General features: G+C 68.0%; 14 protein-coding genes. 5 read left to right on the top strand and 9 right to left on the bottom strand.

Annotated features, from left to right (window positions below; genetic code table 11):
- Nucleotides 1-291 precede the first annotated feature (291 nt).
- The gene (locus BS329_RS39040; RefSeq protein ID WP_084750768.1) at nt 292-1176 is read right to left on the bottom strand and encodes a hypothetical protein; all 885 of its coding nucleotides are present in this window, start codon (nt 1174-1176) and stop codon (nt 292-294) included.
- Nucleotides 1173-1832, bottom strand: coding sequence for a vWA domain-containing protein (locus BS329_RS39035; protein ID WP_208619360.1), 660 nt, complete (start codon nt 1830-1832; stop codon nt 1173-1175). The genes BS329_RS39040 and BS329_RS39035 overlap by 4 nt, the downstream gene beginning before the upstream one ends.
- A 146-nt stretch (nt 1833-1978) precedes the next feature.
- Between BS329_RS39035 and BS329_RS39030 the strand changes: the two genes are divergently transcribed.
- Nucleotides 1979-4906, top strand: a complete 2928-nt coding sequence (locus tag BS329_RS39030; RefSeq protein WP_244197463.1) for an AfsR/SARP family transcriptional regulator — start codon at nt 1979-1981, stop codon at nt 4904-4906.
- On the opposite strand, the gene BS329_RS39025 is transcribed toward BS329_RS39030, so the two are convergent.
- Together BS329_RS39025 and BS329_RS39020 are read right to left on the bottom strand one after the other, a co-directional pair.
- Nucleotides 4892-6070 carry a helix-turn-helix domain-containing protein gene (locus BS329_RS39025; protein WP_143253413.1) on the bottom strand — a complete coding sequence of 393 codons (1179 nt, stop codon included), beginning with the start codon at nt 6068-6070 and terminating at the stop codon, nt 4892-4894. The two genes, BS329_RS39030 and BS329_RS39025, sit on opposite strands and share 15 nt — an antisense overlap.
- A gap of 89 nt (nt 6071-6159) precedes the next feature.
- Nucleotides 6160-6339 carry a hypothetical protein gene (locus BS329_RS39020; RefSeq protein ID WP_076168317.1) on the bottom strand — a complete coding sequence of 60 codons (180 nt, stop codon included), beginning with the start codon at nt 6337-6339 and terminating at the stop codon, nt 6160-6162.
- 241 nt (nt 6340-6580) lie between these two features.
- Between BS329_RS39020 and BS329_RS39015 the strand changes: the two genes are divergently transcribed.
- On the top strand, nt 6581-7465 hold the full coding sequence (locus tag BS329_RS39015) for a hypothetical protein (protein ID WP_076168324.1): 885 nt from the start codon (nt 6581-6583) through the stop codon (nt 7463-7465).
- Nucleotides 7466-7695: 230 nt separating this feature from the next.
- Here the strand turns inward: BS329_RS39015 and BS329_RS39010 are convergent, their stop codons facing one another.
- The 5 genes from BS329_RS39010 to BS329_RS38990 all read right to left on the bottom strand — a co-directional run bounded on the left by BS329_RS39010 (nt 7696) and on the right by BS329_RS38990 (nt 14331).
- Nucleotides 7696-10791: an ATP-binding protein gene (locus BS329_RS39010; protein ID WP_076168315.1), complete on the bottom strand. Its 3096-nt coding sequence runs from the start codon at nt 10789-10791 to the stop codon at nt 7696-7698.
- Entirely contained in the window at nt 10788-11399 is a 612-nt protein-coding gene (locus BS329_RS39005; protein WP_076168313.1) for a hypothetical protein, read from the bottom strand. The genes BS329_RS39010 and BS329_RS39005 overlap by 4 nt, the downstream gene beginning before the upstream one ends.
- Before the next feature lie 10 nt (nt 11400-11409).
- Nucleotides 11410-13035 (bottom strand): KGGVGR-motif variant AAA ATPase, encoded by a 1626-nt coding sequence (locus tag BS329_RS39000; RefSeq protein ID WP_143253412.1) that lies wholly within the window; start codon nt 13033-13035, stop codon nt 11410-11412.
- On the bottom strand, nt 13032-13628 hold the full coding sequence (locus BS329_RS38995) for a toll/interleukin-1 receptor domain-containing protein (protein ID WP_076168322.1): 597 nt from the start codon (nt 13626-13628) through the stop codon (nt 13032-13034). The genes BS329_RS39000 and BS329_RS38995 overlap by 4 nt, the downstream gene beginning before the upstream one ends.
- A 211-nt stretch (nt 13629-13839) precedes the next feature.
- Nucleotides 13840-14331, bottom strand: a complete 492-nt coding sequence (locus BS329_RS38990; RefSeq protein WP_076168309.1) for a GNAT family N-acetyltransferase — start codon at nt 14329-14331, stop codon at nt 13840-13842.
- 234 nt (nt 14332-14565) lie between these two features.
- Here BS329_RS38990 and BS329_RS38985 point away from each other — a divergent pair, with 234 nt between their 5' ends.
- The 3 genes from BS329_RS38985 to BS329_RS42200 all read left to right on the top strand — a co-directional run.
- The gene (locus tag BS329_RS38985; protein WP_076168307.1) at nt 14566-15084 is read left to right on the top strand and encodes a YbaB/EbfC family nucleoid-associated protein; all 519 of its coding nucleotides are present in this window, start codon (nt 14566-14568) and stop codon (nt 15082-15084) included.
- On the top strand, nt 15081-15395 hold the full coding sequence (locus tag BS329_RS38980) for a hypothetical protein (RefSeq protein ID WP_076168305.1): 315 nt from the start codon (nt 15081-15083) through the stop codon (nt 15393-15395). Before BS329_RS38985 ends, BS329_RS38980 begins: the two co-directional genes overlap by 4 nt.
- Nucleotides 15392-16587: WXG100 family type VII secretion target (locus BS329_RS42200; protein WP_143253411.1), on the top strand; the 1196-nt coding region annotated here is incomplete at its 3' end. The genes BS329_RS38980 and BS329_RS42200, both read left to right, overlap by 4 nt.

The raw sequence follows: 16587 nt of genomic DNA, 5'->3' as shown, positions 1-16587 counted from the left end.
GTCGCGAAAGCCACTTTCGCGACGTCTGATGTCCCGAAAGTGGCTTTCGCGACACCCGCACCGGGGCACCGTAAACGACGAGGGTCCCGCGGCCGCACCGGCCATCGTCCACCGAGCCGCGGTGGTCCGCCACGCCATCACCGCCCGGACCGAAGCATTGTCAGACACACCTGGCGATCCTGCGGGTCTTATCCGTGATTGGACGGCGATCATTCGTGACTGGAGGGACAACACACGCTGATCAAGCGACATCAGCGAAGATTCAGGGCACGCCAGACCACTCCGGGATCATCAAGACCGGTCCCAGCGGGCTCCGTATGCCAGGCCCGGGGTGAGCTGGCCGAAGCGAAGGTGTAGCTCGTCCGCCGGGTTCGGCAGGCAGCGTTCACCGCGGTGGTGGCGACCGGCGAGGTCCTCCTGGAACACCCCGTCGAGTTTGGAAACCCCCTCGGGCGCTTCGCCGAAGCGGATCCTGAGGTCGAATCGCTCGCACATTCTGCTCGGGACGTACACCAGTCGCCCGCTCAGCCGCCGCGGGTGGAACAGCATGGCGAATTCGTGGGATTCGCCGCGCGACAACGGTTTCGGCAGCGTCAGCCGGACGCCGCCGTGATGGGTGGTCAGTGTGCCGCCGTGGAAGAGCGTTGCCTCGTCGGGTGAGACCGAGGTCGGCAGGTCCAGCTCACGCAGGCCGTCCTGGCCGGCGGTGACGCGATGGTGCTCGAACACCTCCGGACGCTGGCCGCTCAGTACCACCGCCACGTTCAGCTCCGCCGTGTGCCAATTCGCCGTTCGCCCGGCGCTTTTTTCGCCCGCCGCGGCCAGATCGGCGAGCATCGTGATCGCCTCGTCCACCCGGCGGCGCACCGTGCGCGGTTCGCGGTCCACCCGCGTCGCCGTCCACCGGAGGCGATCCTTGTAAAGCGGCTGGTCCGCGTCCGCGCAGATCGCGAACGCCGCCAGCGCGGCCAGGCGCAGGTCATCCGGCAGTTGCTCGGCCAGCTCGACCAGCCGGGCCGTGACCTTGTTCCGGATGGCCGTGAGCCCGTCCCCCTCCACCACCGCGCACGCGGATCGCAAGGTCGGGCCGACCCGCTCCTCGATCCTGCCCGCCAGCAAACCCCGCCCCTTGCGGAGCGACTTCAATTCCTGGATCAGCTGCACACGCCCGCTCATGACCCTGCCCCCTTCTCGTTCCGGGTCATGGTGCGAGCGCCGCGTGGACGGGAAGTGGACAGATCGTGCACGCTCCGGGCGCGGTCCGCACGGGGCAGCGCCCGCATCACCGACGCGATCAGCGCGGGGCCCAGCCTTACGCCGTCACGGGCCAGGAACGTGCGGAACGTACCGATCCGGCCGAGGGTGTCCTCGTCGGCGTCGCCCACTCCGAAGGCCACTACCCGAGGCCGGCTCGCCCAGGCCGGGTCCGTCAACGCGGCGAACGCGGCGGGCCAGGTCGTCGGGTCGGTCGCGCAGCCGTCGGACAGGAAGAACATCAGCGGGCGGTGCACCCGCAGCCGGTGGGCCTCGAGGGCGCGCACGTCACCGGCGATGGCCTTCCGCAGGAAGACGAACGCGGGCCCGAAACCAGTCCCGGCGGACTCACCGCGTTCCGGCAGCCGGGCGAGATCGTCCAACGGATAGAGCGGTTGCACCTCGTACGCCGTCTCCGCGAAACCCACCACGCAACAGAGCACCCGCTCGGCGACCGCCGGATCGGCGTGGATCCCGCCGCGGAATTCACGCAATCCGGCGTTCAGCGCTCCGAGATGGTCGGTCATCGAAAGCGAGACATCACAGGCCACATAACAAGGCAACACATCGGACTCCACCCAGTCACTCCTTCACACCCCGAGTCGATCGGCGGAGTTTGTCCGACAGGCGTGCATCGAACGTGGAAGAAAAGCACATCGACCGAACCCGGAAGGGCGATTGCGCGAGGACGATTGCACCCACCAAGGTGCATCCGGGAGGCCAAATGGAGTTTCGGATGCTCGGCCCGCTGGAGGCATGGCACGACGGCGCACCCGTCTCCTTGGGGGACCAGCAACAGCGATTCGTCCTCGTCGTGCTCCTCCTTCACGCCAACCGGCCGGTATCCCCTTCCCGGCTCGCCGAGATCGTCTGGGCAGGCCGTGAAACCAAGCCAAACCTGGTGCGCTCCTACATAAAACGGTTGCGCGCCGTGTTGGCGGAATCCGGCGACGTCAGCATCGAGACGACCGCCACCGGCTATCTCCTGCGGCTCGGCGAAGACCAGCTGGACACCGTTCGGTTCGAGCGGCTACGCGCCGAAGCCGGGCAGGTGCGGGCCAGCGATCCACGCCGGGCCATCGCCTTGCTGCGGGAGGCCGTGGGGCTGTGGCGCGGGCGGTTCCTCGAAGACATCGACATCGACCGGGTGGGCGGTACGGAGGTGCTCTTCCCCGGCGAAAGCCGCACCGACACCGTCGGCGATCTTGCCGAGCTGGAACTGATCACCGGCGACCACCGCTCGGCCCGCGATCGGCTGCGGCCACTGGCCCACTCCGATCCGGCGGACCAGAAGCACGCCGAGCTTCTCATGCGCGCGCTGCTCGCCGGGGGCGACCGGATGGCGGCGCTACGCGTCTTCCGTACCACCCGCGGCGCGCTCGCCGAGCACGACGTCGAGCCGGGCACCGTGCTGCGGAACCTCGCCGCGAGGGCGGAACGGGGTGAACCGCCGAGCTCGCTGCCGTCCCGGCCCGGTGAGTTCACCGGCCGCGCCGCGGAACTGGCGACGATCGAGAAGGCCGCGGCGTCCGGCGCCCGGGCGGTCTGGGTCAGTGGTGCGCCGGGCGCGGGCAAGACCGGTCTGGCCCTCGAAGCGGCGCACCGGCTGCGTTCCCGGTTCCCCGACGGGCAGATCATGGCCCGGCTGAACGGCTTCACGCCGGGCCTCCCCGCCACGAGCGTGTCGGAGGCGCTCACCGAGCTGCTGATCGAACTGGGTGTGCCCGTCGAGCAGATTCCGGCGACGGTCGGCCGGAAGGTCACGCTCTACCAGACGACGCTGTACGGCACGCGCACGCTGGTGGTGCTGGACAACGCGGCGACGCCGGAACAGGTACGGCCGCTGTTGCCGGAGGCGGACGGCTGCCTTGCCGTCGTCACCAGCCGGCGGATGGGAGACGCCGACTCCGGCGAACCCGTCCGGGTCACGCCACTGTCACCGGATGAAGCAGCCGAACTGTTCCACGCGCTGGTCGGCCCGGCACGGCTGCGTGGCCGCGCGGCCGGAGTCGCCACGGCGGTCGCCCGGTGCGGCTTCCTGCCGATGCCCATCCGCGTGACCGCCGCGATGTTCCGGCGGCACGACCGGTGGCCGCTGGAGCACTTGCTGAACCTGCTCGAGGAGAACGGGCCGTGGGGCGAGGCCGACGGCACGGCCGCGATCCGGGCGTCCTATCGGCAGCTCGGCGACCGGCAACGCGCGCTGTTACGCCTACTCGGCCACCTGCCCGGCCCCGACGTCGGCGTCGCCGGTGGTGCGGCGCTCGCCGGATGCGACGTCGGTGAGGCGCGGCAGCTACTCGACGACCTGCACGAAGTGAGTCTCCTGGAGGAAACCGCGCTGGAGCGGTACCGGATGCTGGACCCGCTCAAGGAGTTCGCGGCAGGCGAGCGGCAGCCGGACCACGCGACCGCGCTGGTGCGGCTGCTCGACTTCTACCTGATCACGCTGTCGGCCGCGGTCGGCGCCGCCTACCCGTTCGACCGCGCCCAACTGCCCGTGGTGGACCACACCGGCCTGGCGGCACCCGGCTTCGCCGACGCGGACGCCGGGTTGCGGTGGATCGCCGTCGAACGGGACAACCTCGTCGCCGCGATCCGGTACGCGGCCACGAACGGCCTGCCCGAACACACCTGGCGGCCCGCCGTCCTGCTGTGGCGCTACTTCAACACGGCGAACCAGTTCGAGGACTGGATCGACACGCTCGAACTCGCCTGGCGGACGGTGTCCGCGGATCTGGGAAACGAGTACGGCCAAGCCCATGTGCTGCTCCGGCTGGCCACCGCGCGCGACCGGCGCGGGCAGCACGCGGAGGCGGCGGAGCTGGCCTCGAAAGCGCTGCCGAAATGGCGGCGGCTCGGTGACGTTGGCGGCGAAGCGGCGACGTTGTGCGCCCTCGCCATCCCCTTGATGGAGCTCGGCAGGCATGACCAGGCCATGGCGCACCTCACCGCCGCACTGGCCAAGTACGAGCGGACCGACGACCCGCGCGGTGAAGCACACGCGTTGAGCATGCTCGGCTATCTCAACGAAAATCGCGGGGACTTCGGCGTCGCGCTGCGCCAGCACGAGTCCTCGGCCCGGATCCTGGCCGGGATCGGTCACGTCCAAGGGATGGCGCACGTTCTGAACAACCTCGGATCCGTGCAGGAGAAGCTCGGACTGCTCACCGAGGCGCTGGCCAGCTACACCGGCGCCCACGGGCACGCGGCCGAGGTGGGCGACCGCTGCGTCGAGGCCTACGCGTTGAACAACATCGGCAACGTGCACCGGCAGCGCGGCCGGCTCACCGAAGCGGTGCGCTACCACGAAGAGGCCAGGGTGGTGGCGGCGGACGTGCCGGACGCGGACCTGCTGACCCAGCTCTACCTCGACCGTGGCGCCACCGCTCTCGCCCGCGGTGCGCGGCACGAGGCGCTGGCCGCCTGCGAAGCGGCGCTGGATTTGGCCGACGGCAACGGGAATCGAACCTATCGTGCCCGGGCGCACCACGGGGTCGCCAAGACCCGGCACGCGATGGGCGACCACGAGGGCGCCCTTTCCCACTGGGCCGCGGCGGAAAGCGAGTTCGCCGCGCTCGGGCTGCCGGAGGCCGGTGAAACCCGGGATGCCCGCGCGTTGCTCGGCTGCGCCTGCTCAGCGCTGGTGTAGCACCCGGCTCAACTCCGGATAGACCTCCCGGACCGCGTGGTGGCCGCGCCACCGGCTCAGGCACCGGGACAGTTCCCGGAGGTCGGTCCGCACCGTCGCCGAGTCGACGCGCGCCGCGTCGTCGAGCGTCTCCGGCAACGTCCGGCAGCTCTCGTCGATTTCCCCGTTCAGCGCGTGGGCGAGTGACCGGCGTGCCCCGAACCGGGCCCGCGACCGGCGGTTGGCCAACGGCACCTTCGCCACCTCGACGTCCAAGATCGCCGCCGCCGCGCCGACCTGGCCGAGGTCGGCCAGCGACCAACCGCGGGCGAGCGCCAGCGGATTCGACACGGTCGAACCGAGCGCGGGGTAATCGGCGGGGTGCGCGAACGACGTTTCACCCGCGCGGTCCAGTGCGCGCTCGAACGCGTCCCGGTCACCGGCCAGGGCGTGTCCCTGTGCCTCCCGCCGGGCCGCGAGGCCGAACGTCCGCGTTCCCGGCCGGTCCAGCCGCTGGGCCTGCCGGGCGAGGTCGATCGTGCCGACCGGGTCTTGGCGGTACAGGGCCAGCCCCGCTTCACGGACGAACGCGTAACTCGCGATCTCCCGGTCACCGCCTGCCAGGGCCAGTTCCGCGGCGTGCCGGGTCCACGACAGCGCGTCCGGTTCGTTCCCGGCTTCCTGGCTCAGCCACCCGACGTACTCCGCCATGCGGGCGGCGAGCAGCAGCAACCGGGATCGGACGGGCTCGGGGTTCCCGATGGCGAGCGCGTGGACCGTTTGCGTCTGGGCGACGAGCGGTTCGAGGACCACCGCCGGACTGGTTTGCATGCCGAGCCCACGCAGCTGCTCGAACGACGTCCGCAGGCCGCTGACCACGCCCTCGTCGAGGATCGGGCGTGACCCGCCCGCCAGGACGACGCCGAGCACCGCTCCCGCGCCGGCCAGCACCTGACGGCGCCCGAGGGCACCGGCCCGCGCGGAGTGCGCCGACTCGATCAGGGCGCCGCCGGCGTCCAAGACGCCGTCGCAGATACGAGCGAGCGTCGCGTTCGGGGGTTTGAGATCGTTTTCGATCTTGCTCAGGTAACTCTTGCTGTAGTTGACCCGCTTCGCGAGCTGACCCATCGAGATGCCGGCGGCATTCCGTTGTTCCCGCAACAAGGCACCGAATGTTTCGGCCACGCCGACCTCCATTCCGAGTTTCGAGTACATCATTCCGACGGAGGCGGCGCAATTGCCGGGCCGGCGTCCGCCGGCCCGGCGCGCCGGGGTCATCCGTGCCAGGGATTGCCGTCGGAGCCGACGGGCGGCGGCACCGACGTGACGGTGCTGGGCGGCGGCGTTCCGCCGTCGTCACCGGCGTACGCGGCGGTGGAGCCGAGCATCGGCAGTGCCAGGACGGCGCAGATCGCGAGGAGGGGAACACCGATTTCGGCCAGCTTCTTGTACATGACGAATCCTCCATGGAAAGGCGATTGATTTGAGCGCTTTTCGTGATTTCCGCGCCCTGCGACCAGAATTCGTGATCAGGGATCCACCGACAAGGAGTTGACCGTTGCCCGAACGCGGCGGGCAACGGGGCACCGGCATCCACGCCTTGTGCACGTCTGGTCCACACGCCACGTCGATGCTGCGCCCGATCCGACCGAGGAAGACCGGCGGCAAGCCGGTCACGAGCAGAAAGGCGCGCCCGTGGAAGAGATCCCGAGTTATGACCTGGCGATATCGTTCGCCGAAGACCGGCGGTCAGGTACCCGCGAACTGGAGGACGCGAGCAGGCAGCGGGGTCTGACCGTGCTGCACGATCCCGAGCGCACCCACGAGTGGTGGGCCCGCAAGAGCGCGGGCGATCTCCCCGACGTCCACGTCCGGTTCTTCGTCCCGGTCATCTCGGCACTGGACGACTTCACCACGGCCATGCTGCGCGCGGTCGCGACCGGCGACCGGCACGTGCTCCCGGTACTGGCCGACGACGTCGTCGTGCCGCCGGAACTGCTGCACCCGCACGTGTCCTACCTGCGCGACGGCGACCATTTGATCGAGGAGCTGGCAGGCCGGGTCGAGCGGGCGGAGGCCGCCGGGTGGGAGCGCGGCAGGCTCGCGGACGTGGTGACCCGGGCACGGGAGATCGAGCCGCCCGCCGCGGTGCCGGTCGCCTTCAGCCGGTACGTCGAGCAGGAGGCGGCCCTGCGCTACTTGGGCGAGCAGTTCGCCGCGGCCATCCCGAGGCTGCGAAACCGCGGGTTCGCGGGCACCACGCATCACGGTGACGAGCGGATCGCCCTGCGGATCGAGCGGGCGGGCGACATCGTCTACGCGCTGGACGTCCAGCGCGGCGGCATCGGCGGTGACGAGACGCTGAACTTCGTCGTCGGCTTGCATGACGCCGCGAGCGCTTGCACGAACGGCTGGGCACGCCCGGTCTACGACACCGGAACCGGTGCGGCCAAGCTGGAACTGCACGACCAGTCGGTGTTCGGCCGCGACCGCACCGAACCCCGGACGCTGACCAGGGAGGAGTTGTTCACCGCACTCTGGCAGCGGATCGACACCGTGCTGACGGCCACCGCCGGTTGATCGAAGCGAAGGCCGCGTCCCGTTTCGGGACGCGGCCTTTCGTTGCGGGTTGGAGCCGATCGTGCTTTAACGGACGACACTCGTGACTGGATGGACGACACGTGTGATGGGATGGACGACACGTGTGTCCAGCCGGACGGCTCGTCGGATCACACGTGCCGTCCAGTCAGTCACGCGAAACCCGGTAGCCGAGCGGTCGGGCACGCCACCTTTGCTCTGCCCCTCAAGGGTCAGCGGGGGTCGCGGGCCCTGTCGAGCACCTCCTCCAGCCGCAGCGGGCTGGGCGGGTGATGGCTCAAGCAGAGCGGCGCCTGCAGGCGGCGAAAGCCGAACGTCTCTCCGGTGACGTAGAACTGTCCGCGTTCGAGCTGCGAAATGTCCCCGACGGTGCTTCCCTTGGCCCGCGCCATGTCGTTCGCGGCGGCCACCTGGGCCGGACTGTTCAACCGGCCGAAGAACTGCGTCGTGGCGTTGCCGGTGATCTGGTTGTGCAACCCCTTCGGCGCCTGGGTCGCGAGCAGGAGGCCGAGCCCGTACTTGCGGGCCTGTGAGGCGAGCATGATCGTGCTCTGGGTGCTCGCCGTCCAGGCCCCGGACGGCGCGATCGTCTGCGCTTCGTCCATCACGAACAACCCGCCCAGCGGCCGGTCCCCCGCCGGATTGCGCTTGATCCAGGCGAACACTTCCAGCTGGAGCTGGCTGACGAACCCCTGACGCTGTGCTTCCGAAGGCAGGCCGATGAAACTGATCACCGAGATCCGCGCCCGCCTGCCGGGCGCCGGGGTGAGCAAGGCCGCCGGATCGACCGGCGCACCGGTGCCGCCGAGCAGTGGATCGTTGACCATGGCCGCCCGCAGGGTCTCGGCGAGGTCCGCCGCCATCTTGGTGGCGGTGCTGAGCCGGCTGACGCCCTCCGGCAGCTCCGCGAGGACGTCGACAAAGCCGGACAAGCTGCGTGACTCCTTCCGCGCGTAGTGCGTCAGGGCCTCCCTCAGCACGGCCTTCCCGCGAACCGCGGCCTTCGTGCCACCGGCGACCCTGGCGTACGGCACCAACCGCGCGACGGCGGCCTCGACGGCGGCGGTGAACTCGTCGGCATCGTCACGTACCCCGGCGAAGTCCGGCAGCGGGTGGAAACTGAGCGGCCGCCCGCTGGACCGTCCCGGAGTCCAGACCACGACCTCGACCTCGGCGAGATACTCGGCAGCGCTCTCCTCGTCGCCTGGCCCCCAGTCATCCGGCGGGTCCGGCCACGCGTCCCCGAGCCGCGCGAGGTCGTTGTTCGGATCGAGCACGATGGCCGAGACCCCCCGTAGGGCGCATTCCTCGACTATCCGGCGCAGCAGCACGGTTTTGCCGGAACCGGAGCCGGCGAAGATGACCGCGTGTTTGCGGAGGGACTCGAGTTCGATGCGGATCTCGTTGTCCGCGCCAAGGGTGATTTCGTCCTCATTCGGAGGTTTCACCGGCGGCGGGCGGGTTTCCCGCTGATTGCCGCGTAGACGGCCATGATCGGGCAAAAGCTTCCGTAGCAAGCTCGTCCGGCTGGCAGGTTTCCTGGCGACGAGCCAGTTCAACAGCCGGTAACTCTGTTCGGTGAGCAGCTGGCTCAGAGCCCAGAACGTCTTGACGTCGTCCTTGCTGACCTCGACCCGGAAGCCGCCGTTGCGCTCGATCTGGTTGAACTCCCTCTTCGTCACCTTTCCGGTCCAGCCGTCGAGTCCATGGTGGACCAGCACCAGGTGCCGGTGGCGTACGCCGTCACCGATCCCGGCCGCCTTCCTCGCGTCCCGCATCCGCCGCAGCACCCGGTTGCCGTGCTGGCTCGGTCCGAACACGCGGAACATCCACCGTTCCTTGACGTCGGTTTCCTCGTCCAGCACCCGCAGTAGCCCGACGTGCAGATTTCGGCCGCCATCCGGCGGCTCGGTCTCCCACGCCCGGTCGTCGTTCCCGACTTCGGTGATCCAGCACCGCAACGCGGCCTGCATCAGGTCCGGCATCACCTCGTCTTCGGCGTGATAGTTCAGGACGGCGTCGACGTCGGTGCTTTCGCGCAGTTCGGCGAACCGGCGGTCGAACTCGGCGAAGTAGTCCGGTTCCATGCCGGGCTCCGCCGGGGGCGGCGGTTCTTGCTCGACGGCTTCGCGCGGCTCTTCCTCGAACGAAGTGAGTTCGCGGATCCTGCCGTGAAGACACGCTTCAGCGTGTTTCTGGATGCGCCGGAGCAGCTGTCTCGGGGTGTAACCCGGCCAGGGCTCGGCGAACGTCGCCGCGGCCACGGGCCAGACGGGATGCGGCGGCGTGAAGCCGATGCCCTGGTAGATCACGCCGAGCCACTTCTCGACCAGTGTCCGCGCGAGTTCCGGATCCGCGACGCGTCCGAGTTGCGGCGTGTCGGTGAAGCGATCGTCGAACGAATCAGTGGCCGCACCGCACAGCAGTTCCCACGTGCTCGGCAAGCAGGCGACGATGGTGACCGTTCGCCGGGCCCGCTGCCGCAACTGGATCAAGCCGTCCGCGATGAGCGACAGCTCGCTCTTTTCGACCGGAGGTTCGTTCCTCGCCTTGTTGATCAGCGAGTCGAGCTGGTCTATCGCGGCCACGCTCGGACCGGTGAGCGCGAGTACCCGCGAGATTTCCGCGGCCAGCTCAAGAGACGGCTTGGTCTCGACAGGCAGGCCCCACGCACGGCGAGCCTTTCTCTTCTTGTCATCCTCCGCCGCACCGGACAGGTAGTCCTTGCCGATGTCGGCCAAGTCGATATCGGCCGCCCCGTACAACACCAGCGCGCGAATAGTGTCGGCGCACTCCACGGCGACCTGTGCGTCGACCGGTCGCAGCGCGCCAAGGAACCCGTTGAGGGCCTCGGCGGTGATCCGTGTGCGCCCCAGCACCGCGTCCACCACCGGCTCGGGCGGTTTCGCCAAGGCGCACAACCGCCGCAGCAGGTTGGTCAGTTGGAGCTGGGAGTCGGCTCCTTTGCGCAACAGCTCGCTGCGCATGGCCCGTACGACGTCGTCCCAGAACGCGGGTCCGGTCGAGATTTCGATCAGAAAGAAGTAGCCCTCCTCGTCCTGGACGGTTCGCCGGACCCCACCGAGCAGGTGGGTCTTACCGGCACCTTTCTGCCCTGTCATCGTGAGCCCGATGGGGCTCGACCCGCGGCTGTTCTTGGCGTCGGCGACGCTCGCACGGATCCGGGCTTCGACACGCGTGTGCAAACCCTCGACGTGGAACGGCGAATCGCCCCAGACATCGTCCGGGGTCTCGGCGGAGTTGAACCGGACCGCGGCGAGCGCTTGCTTTCGCTGGTCCTCGGTCATGTTTCCTCGATCGCCACGAAGTGGTTGTCCTCGGTGCCGATCCGGATGGCCGCGGCACGGTCGGCGTCGGTGAGACCCCGTCGGTCGGAATCCGGGGAGAGGTTGACGAGACGGGTCTTCGTCATGGCGACCAGGGTCTGATCCACCTCTTCCCGATCCGCGCCAGCAAGCTTGGGACGAAGATGCGCCAAGCGAACTTGCGCCTGAGGCCTGGGCGCGAGCTCCCGGTAGACGCGGCGGATCAGCTCTTCGAGAGTCTCGTCCCCGGCGATCAGATCGGCGATCGAGATGCCGCGCTTCCGCGCGTGACGGGCGAGGTGCCGCAGGAACTCGAAGCCGATCCGGACGAGACCGCCGGACCGCTCCGGAGGTTCGAGGTCGGCGAGTGCCCGCTCGCACCAGTCCTTTCCGGCCGGGGTGATCCGATGGACGTAGGGCCGCTTGGCGGTCTCAGTCTCCAGCAGGCCCGCCTTGATCAGCTTTGCCCTGCCGGCGGGCCTGAGGTCGACCCCGTGCTCGTTCTTGAGGTCGGGGTTGGTCAACTCCCCGCCGTTGAGCATCAGCACGAACAAAGCCGCGCGCGCGTAAGGTTCATACTTCTCGGGCATTCCCTCTCCCTCACTTGGTCGAAACTCTGATCCGGCGGTCGACCCGGTCGAGCAGGTCACCGATCCGGGCGTGCAGACCATCCGAAGCCGTGACGCGGTCACCGGTCGAGCGAACCTGGTTCAGCTGGGCCAGATCCACCGTCAAGTCCTTGAGCAATCTCAGATCGTCGTTGCGCAGCGCGGCGGCCAGGTCGTCGACGGTCTGCTCGATGAGCGTCCAGCGACCGGGATGGGACACCTCGGCCGGCACCGTGCGCAGCACGGCGGCGACGTCTTCGAGCGTGGCTAGGTCCGAACCGTCGCGACCCGGTGGTTCTTCGGTGACGATGGCGTGCAGCTGCCGTGCCACCTGGAGCGGCAGCAACTCCTCACCCAGCCGGAAGAGCCGCAGATTGAGGAGGAACGGCGGCAGGGCCTCGGGATCGGTCCGGCTGGTGAGCACGCAGAACAGCTGCCGGTCACCGTCGGCGTCCAGGGTCTGCCGGAGAAACCGCTCCGCCTCCACCGCCTGCCAACGGCTCAGCGTGCCGTCCACAACGAGACACAGGTGCTTTGCCGGGAAGCTGCTTTGCTCGAACTCCAGATCGCCGGACTGGGACCGGTCCACCCGGAGCCCGAGTGCCGCCATGGTCCTGATCAGCTCGTCGGCGACACGCGATTCCAGCCTGGGCACCGAAACCAGCAGGTCCAGGCTGTAGGACTGCTGGTGTGTCCGTGCCACCGCGACGTAGGCGTCCCGGTTGTCCGCGAGCAGGTCGGTGCGGTCGAACTGCTGCGCGATGATCGCGGCCACGGTCTCCAGGGCGAACGAGATCTGGTCCGACGACGGTGTCTTCTCCTCGTGGACCGGTAGCTGCTCACCGAAGCTCCAGTAGGAGACGTAGGGCACGGTCGTGTGACGCAGCATCAGTTGCTGCGACACGTTCTTGTCGAGCCAGTTGCTGAACAGGACGGTCGTCGATTCGGCGGCCTGCCGCCGCCAAAACTCGGCTCGCTCGTACTCCACCCGGTTGTCCAGCCGGGAGAGGATCGGGAGCACGAAGTGCGGCGGACGGTCGTAGGGCAGCCGGTCTCGCGCGGCGTTCGCCTGTTTCGCGATCCTGACCGCTCCGTCGATGCTCTGCTGGTTGGCGGTGAAGACCACCACGAGCCGGTCCGGCAGATGGGCGGTACAGATCCCGGCGATGTCCGAGATCCCGGTGCGGCTGTCGATGAGGACGAAGTCGTAGTCGCTGGTCCACTTGGCCCGGCACCGCTCGAGAAAGGCGGCGAAACCCTGCGCGTACAGGTCTTCCCAGTTGATGCCTTGGACTCGCCGGGAATAGTCGTCGTCTTCCCGGCCCGCGGCGAGCAGCGCGAGGTGGCCGCCATCGAGGTCGAGCCGGACCGCGTGAGCCGACGGTCCCTTGGCACCATTGAGGAAGTCGTACGCGAGATCGATCACGCCGCCTTTTGGCTGGCGGCGCAGCAACGGGCCGAAGTAGTGCTGAAGGCCGGGTGCTTCCAGATCCCAGTCGATGGCGAGTACCCGATAGCCCCACCTGGCCAGGAGCACCGCGACGTTGGCCAACGTGAAACTGCGCCCCACGCCGCCCTTGTAGGAATAGAAGGTGACGACTGTGCCGGTACTGGTCATGGATCGAACCTCGGAATGGGCGGCGGTGGGGTCAGCACGGGGTTCGGCTCCTCGATGATGGGCCAGTCGGGCTGCCAGGGCGGCACCTGCCGCAACAGTTCGGCGAGGTCACGGGCACAATCCCGGACCTTCTGCTGGAACGCGTGCCAGTCCTTGCTTCCGTGAAACGCCCTGTCCGCGCCATCGAGCCCCTTGAAGTCCCACCATGACCGCAGTCGGCCTTCGTTTTCGAAATGCGTCGAGTCCGAGTAGCGAACGGGATAGATCAGTCCTTGCGGGCGGTCCTCGCTTGCCAGTCCGAGAAATGCCTCGCGGGCCGCCATACTGTCCCATTCGGCCATGCACCAGTTCGATCCGAAGTAGGGCGCGGACAGCACGGCGATCATGATCTTGCTGTGCCGCAGGGCGGACTTCAACTCCGGAGACCAGACGACGCCACGCGACATACCCTTGTCGATGAAAATCTTCGGACCCGGGTAGATCTCATCGATGAGATATTCCTCGAGCTTCGGATAGAAGTGGTTGAGCAGCCATTTCGACGCACTTCCATGCCGACTGTAACTGATGAACAGGTCGTACTTGTAATCGGACACGCGGTCGATCATAAGCAGTTCGAATGCCGTAACACCAGAAAAATAAGTTGCCAGAATGGCGGGACTGTCCAAAAAAATGCTAAAAAGTGGACAGTCGATCAAGCCGGCGCAACATGGCCCCTCTAGTGCCGCGTGACCCCGCAGGTCTCACCCGTGAGATCGCCGTCCAATCACGCGTGATCGCCGTCTGAGGAAGCAGGATCACGCGACACTAGTGAAGGTTCCGGGCACGCCAGACCACGCCGAGGCCGGGATCCCCGGTGGAACTCGGCTCGATCCGCTCCACCGTGAAACCCTCGCGCTCGCAGAAGGCGCCCGCGCGCTCGTTGGCCACGAAATGCTTGATGTACAGCCGCTCGGCGTCCACGGGCAACTGTCCGATGAGAGCGTCGAGCAGCCGCGGGCCCAACCCGCCGCCGCGATGCCCCGGGTGCACGTAAAGCTTGTAGATCACGTGGGCGTCGCCGTCGCGTCCGCGCTGTCCGACGCCGACAAGTCGCCCGCCGTCGTCGGCGACCACGACCGAACAGCACGAGACGGCCCCGCCGATGTCCGTCTCGTGCCACCACATCCGGACCTGCTTGTCCGCGGCTTCCGCGCCGATCAACGGCGTGTAATGGGCTCGGACGTGCTCCTCTCCGAAACGGCAGATGGCCATGACGTCGTCTCGTCGGGCGTTCCGCACGACCGGTTCGGTTCCCATCGCGCGGCCTTTCCCCTGCACCCTGACCTGATCTGCCACCCCGGAGGGACCTTTCGGGCAGTCCCGGGTCGGCAGGCTTGTCCTGACCTGTGCCTGGTGGTAACGATACGGTTCGGATCATGGCATGGTCGCCTCCTCGTCGAACTCGGCTCGCGCCGGCAAAAGCTGCTTCACCTTGGTGACCGCGTGGGGCGGCGTGTCTTCAACGAATCAGGCGTTTTCAGGGAGCAAGGTGTGGAGCCGGATCTGAGGCCAGGCGAGGACCTCGAGTACTACCTCGAACGACAAGCCCGTGAAATGCAGGAAAAGGCAGCCCGGCTGCAGGAGGCCTTCGCCACGGCGGGCGCCACCGTGACGTCACCGGACGGCTCCGTCACCGTGACGCTGGCGCCGAACGGCGCCCTGAGCAACATCCAGCTCGGCAGGCGGGCGTGCGCGCTTGGCGAGCCCCGGTTGACCGCGACGATCATGGCGGCCGTGCGCGAAGCGCAGATCCAGACCGCGCGCGCCGTGACGAACTCGGTGGAAACCATCGTCGGCGACGGTGAAGCCGTCGAGATGATGAAGAGCTTCCTCCCGCCGGAACCGGCCGTCGACGCCTACATCGACGAGAACAAGTTCGTCGAGCCCACCGAGCCGGAGAAAGCTCCCCCGCTGCCTCCTCCGCAACAGCAACCGCCTTCGGGAAGGCCCGCACCGCGACGTCGTCCTGCCCGGGACGACATGGACGAGGATGAAGGGAACCCCTGGTGAGCGGCGGACAAGACATCCCGGCTTCCGAAGCTTTCGACACCTTCGGCCGCGAACTGAACGGGCTCGCGGACAACATCCGCAAAACCGGTGATCTCGTGGGTCACATGGTCGCCGATCCTGGTCTGTACGGCATCCTCATGGGCCAGATCATCGGCGCGGCCGCGTCCGCCTACTGCGGGGAAACACGCGAAGCCTTCAACAAGTACGGCGAGTCTCTCGAAAAGCACAAGGAGAAGCTCGACAAGGCTGTAAAGGCATATCGAGCGCAGGACGAACACGCGCGCGACGAGATCTCGAGGTACAAGGCGTGAGCGAGGCAGACACCGGCAAACTCGGCGACAAGAACAAATACGAAGACAATGTCGAGTACAAGCCCAACGATTTCTGGCACAACCCCAAGGACCTGATCACCTCCGACGATACCCGCACCAGCGGCGCGGGAATCATCAACACGATCGATCAGCTGCAATTCGCCGTCAAAGACAACGACAAGGTCATGCAGGGCATCGCCGGCGCGGGTCTGGTCCTCGAAACACTCGGACTGGTGATCGATCCGCTCGGCAGTGTGCTCGCGGCGGGCATCGGCTGGCTCATCGAGCACGTCACCCCGTTCCGGATACCGCTCGACATGCTGTTGGGTGACCCCGAGGGCATCTCGACAGCGTCCGCCGCTCTCGGCAAGCAAAAAGAGAACATCGAAGAGTGGGCCACGAAGCTGAAAGCGGATGTCGGCACGCTCGTGGAGTCCTGGAAGGGCGACGGCGCGGACAGCTTCAAGAAGAGCACCGAGGATCTCGCCGCGGGCATGGACGCGCTGGGCACGTCCCTCGATTCCGCGAAGAAGACCGTGTCGATCTGCGGTGCCGTCATCGGCGCCGTCCGAGGCATCATCCGCGACCTCATCTCCGGCGTTCTCGGCGGCATCCTCGCGGGCGCGATCGCCGCGGTCGCGGCCATGCCGTTCACCTTCGGCGCGTCGGTCGGCATCTTCCTCGGCACCGTTTTCGCGACGGTCGCCATCGCACTGTCCAAGATCGCCGCCCAGATCGCGAAGCTGACCAAGGCCATCACGGCCGCGGCGAAGTCGATCAAGAACTTGGGGAAGAGCACCAAGGGACTGGCCGACGACGTCGGCAAGGTGGTGGACGACGTCGTGCCCGCGCCCACACCCGGTGGTGGCACCGGCGGCGGTTCGGGGTCCGGGTCCGGCAGCGGTAGCGGTTCGGGGTCCGGCAGCGGTTCGGGTAACGGTTCCGGTAGCGGTTCCGGGTCTGGCTCAGGCTCTGGTAGCGGCTCGGGCTCGGGCACTGACTCCGGCGGCAACACCGGCTCGGGCTCAGGCAGCGGTTCCAGTTCTGGTAGCGGCTCCGGTAGCGGCAGCGGGGGCACCAACAGCGCGGACAACGGCGGCACAGGCAGCACCAACAACGCCGACGGCAACGGTGGCGCTGGCGGGACTGGCGGCGGGCGCGACACCGACGCAAACGGCAACCCATACCGAGA

The organism is Amycolatopsis coloradensis (assembly GCF_001953865.1).
Classification (GTDB): domain Bacteria; phylum Actinomycetota; class Actinomycetes; order Mycobacteriales; family Pseudonocardiaceae; genus Amycolatopsis; species Amycolatopsis coloradensis.
The sequence above is the reverse complement of the archived record's forward strand: the minus strand, read 5'-3'. Positions and strand labels throughout refer to the sequence as shown.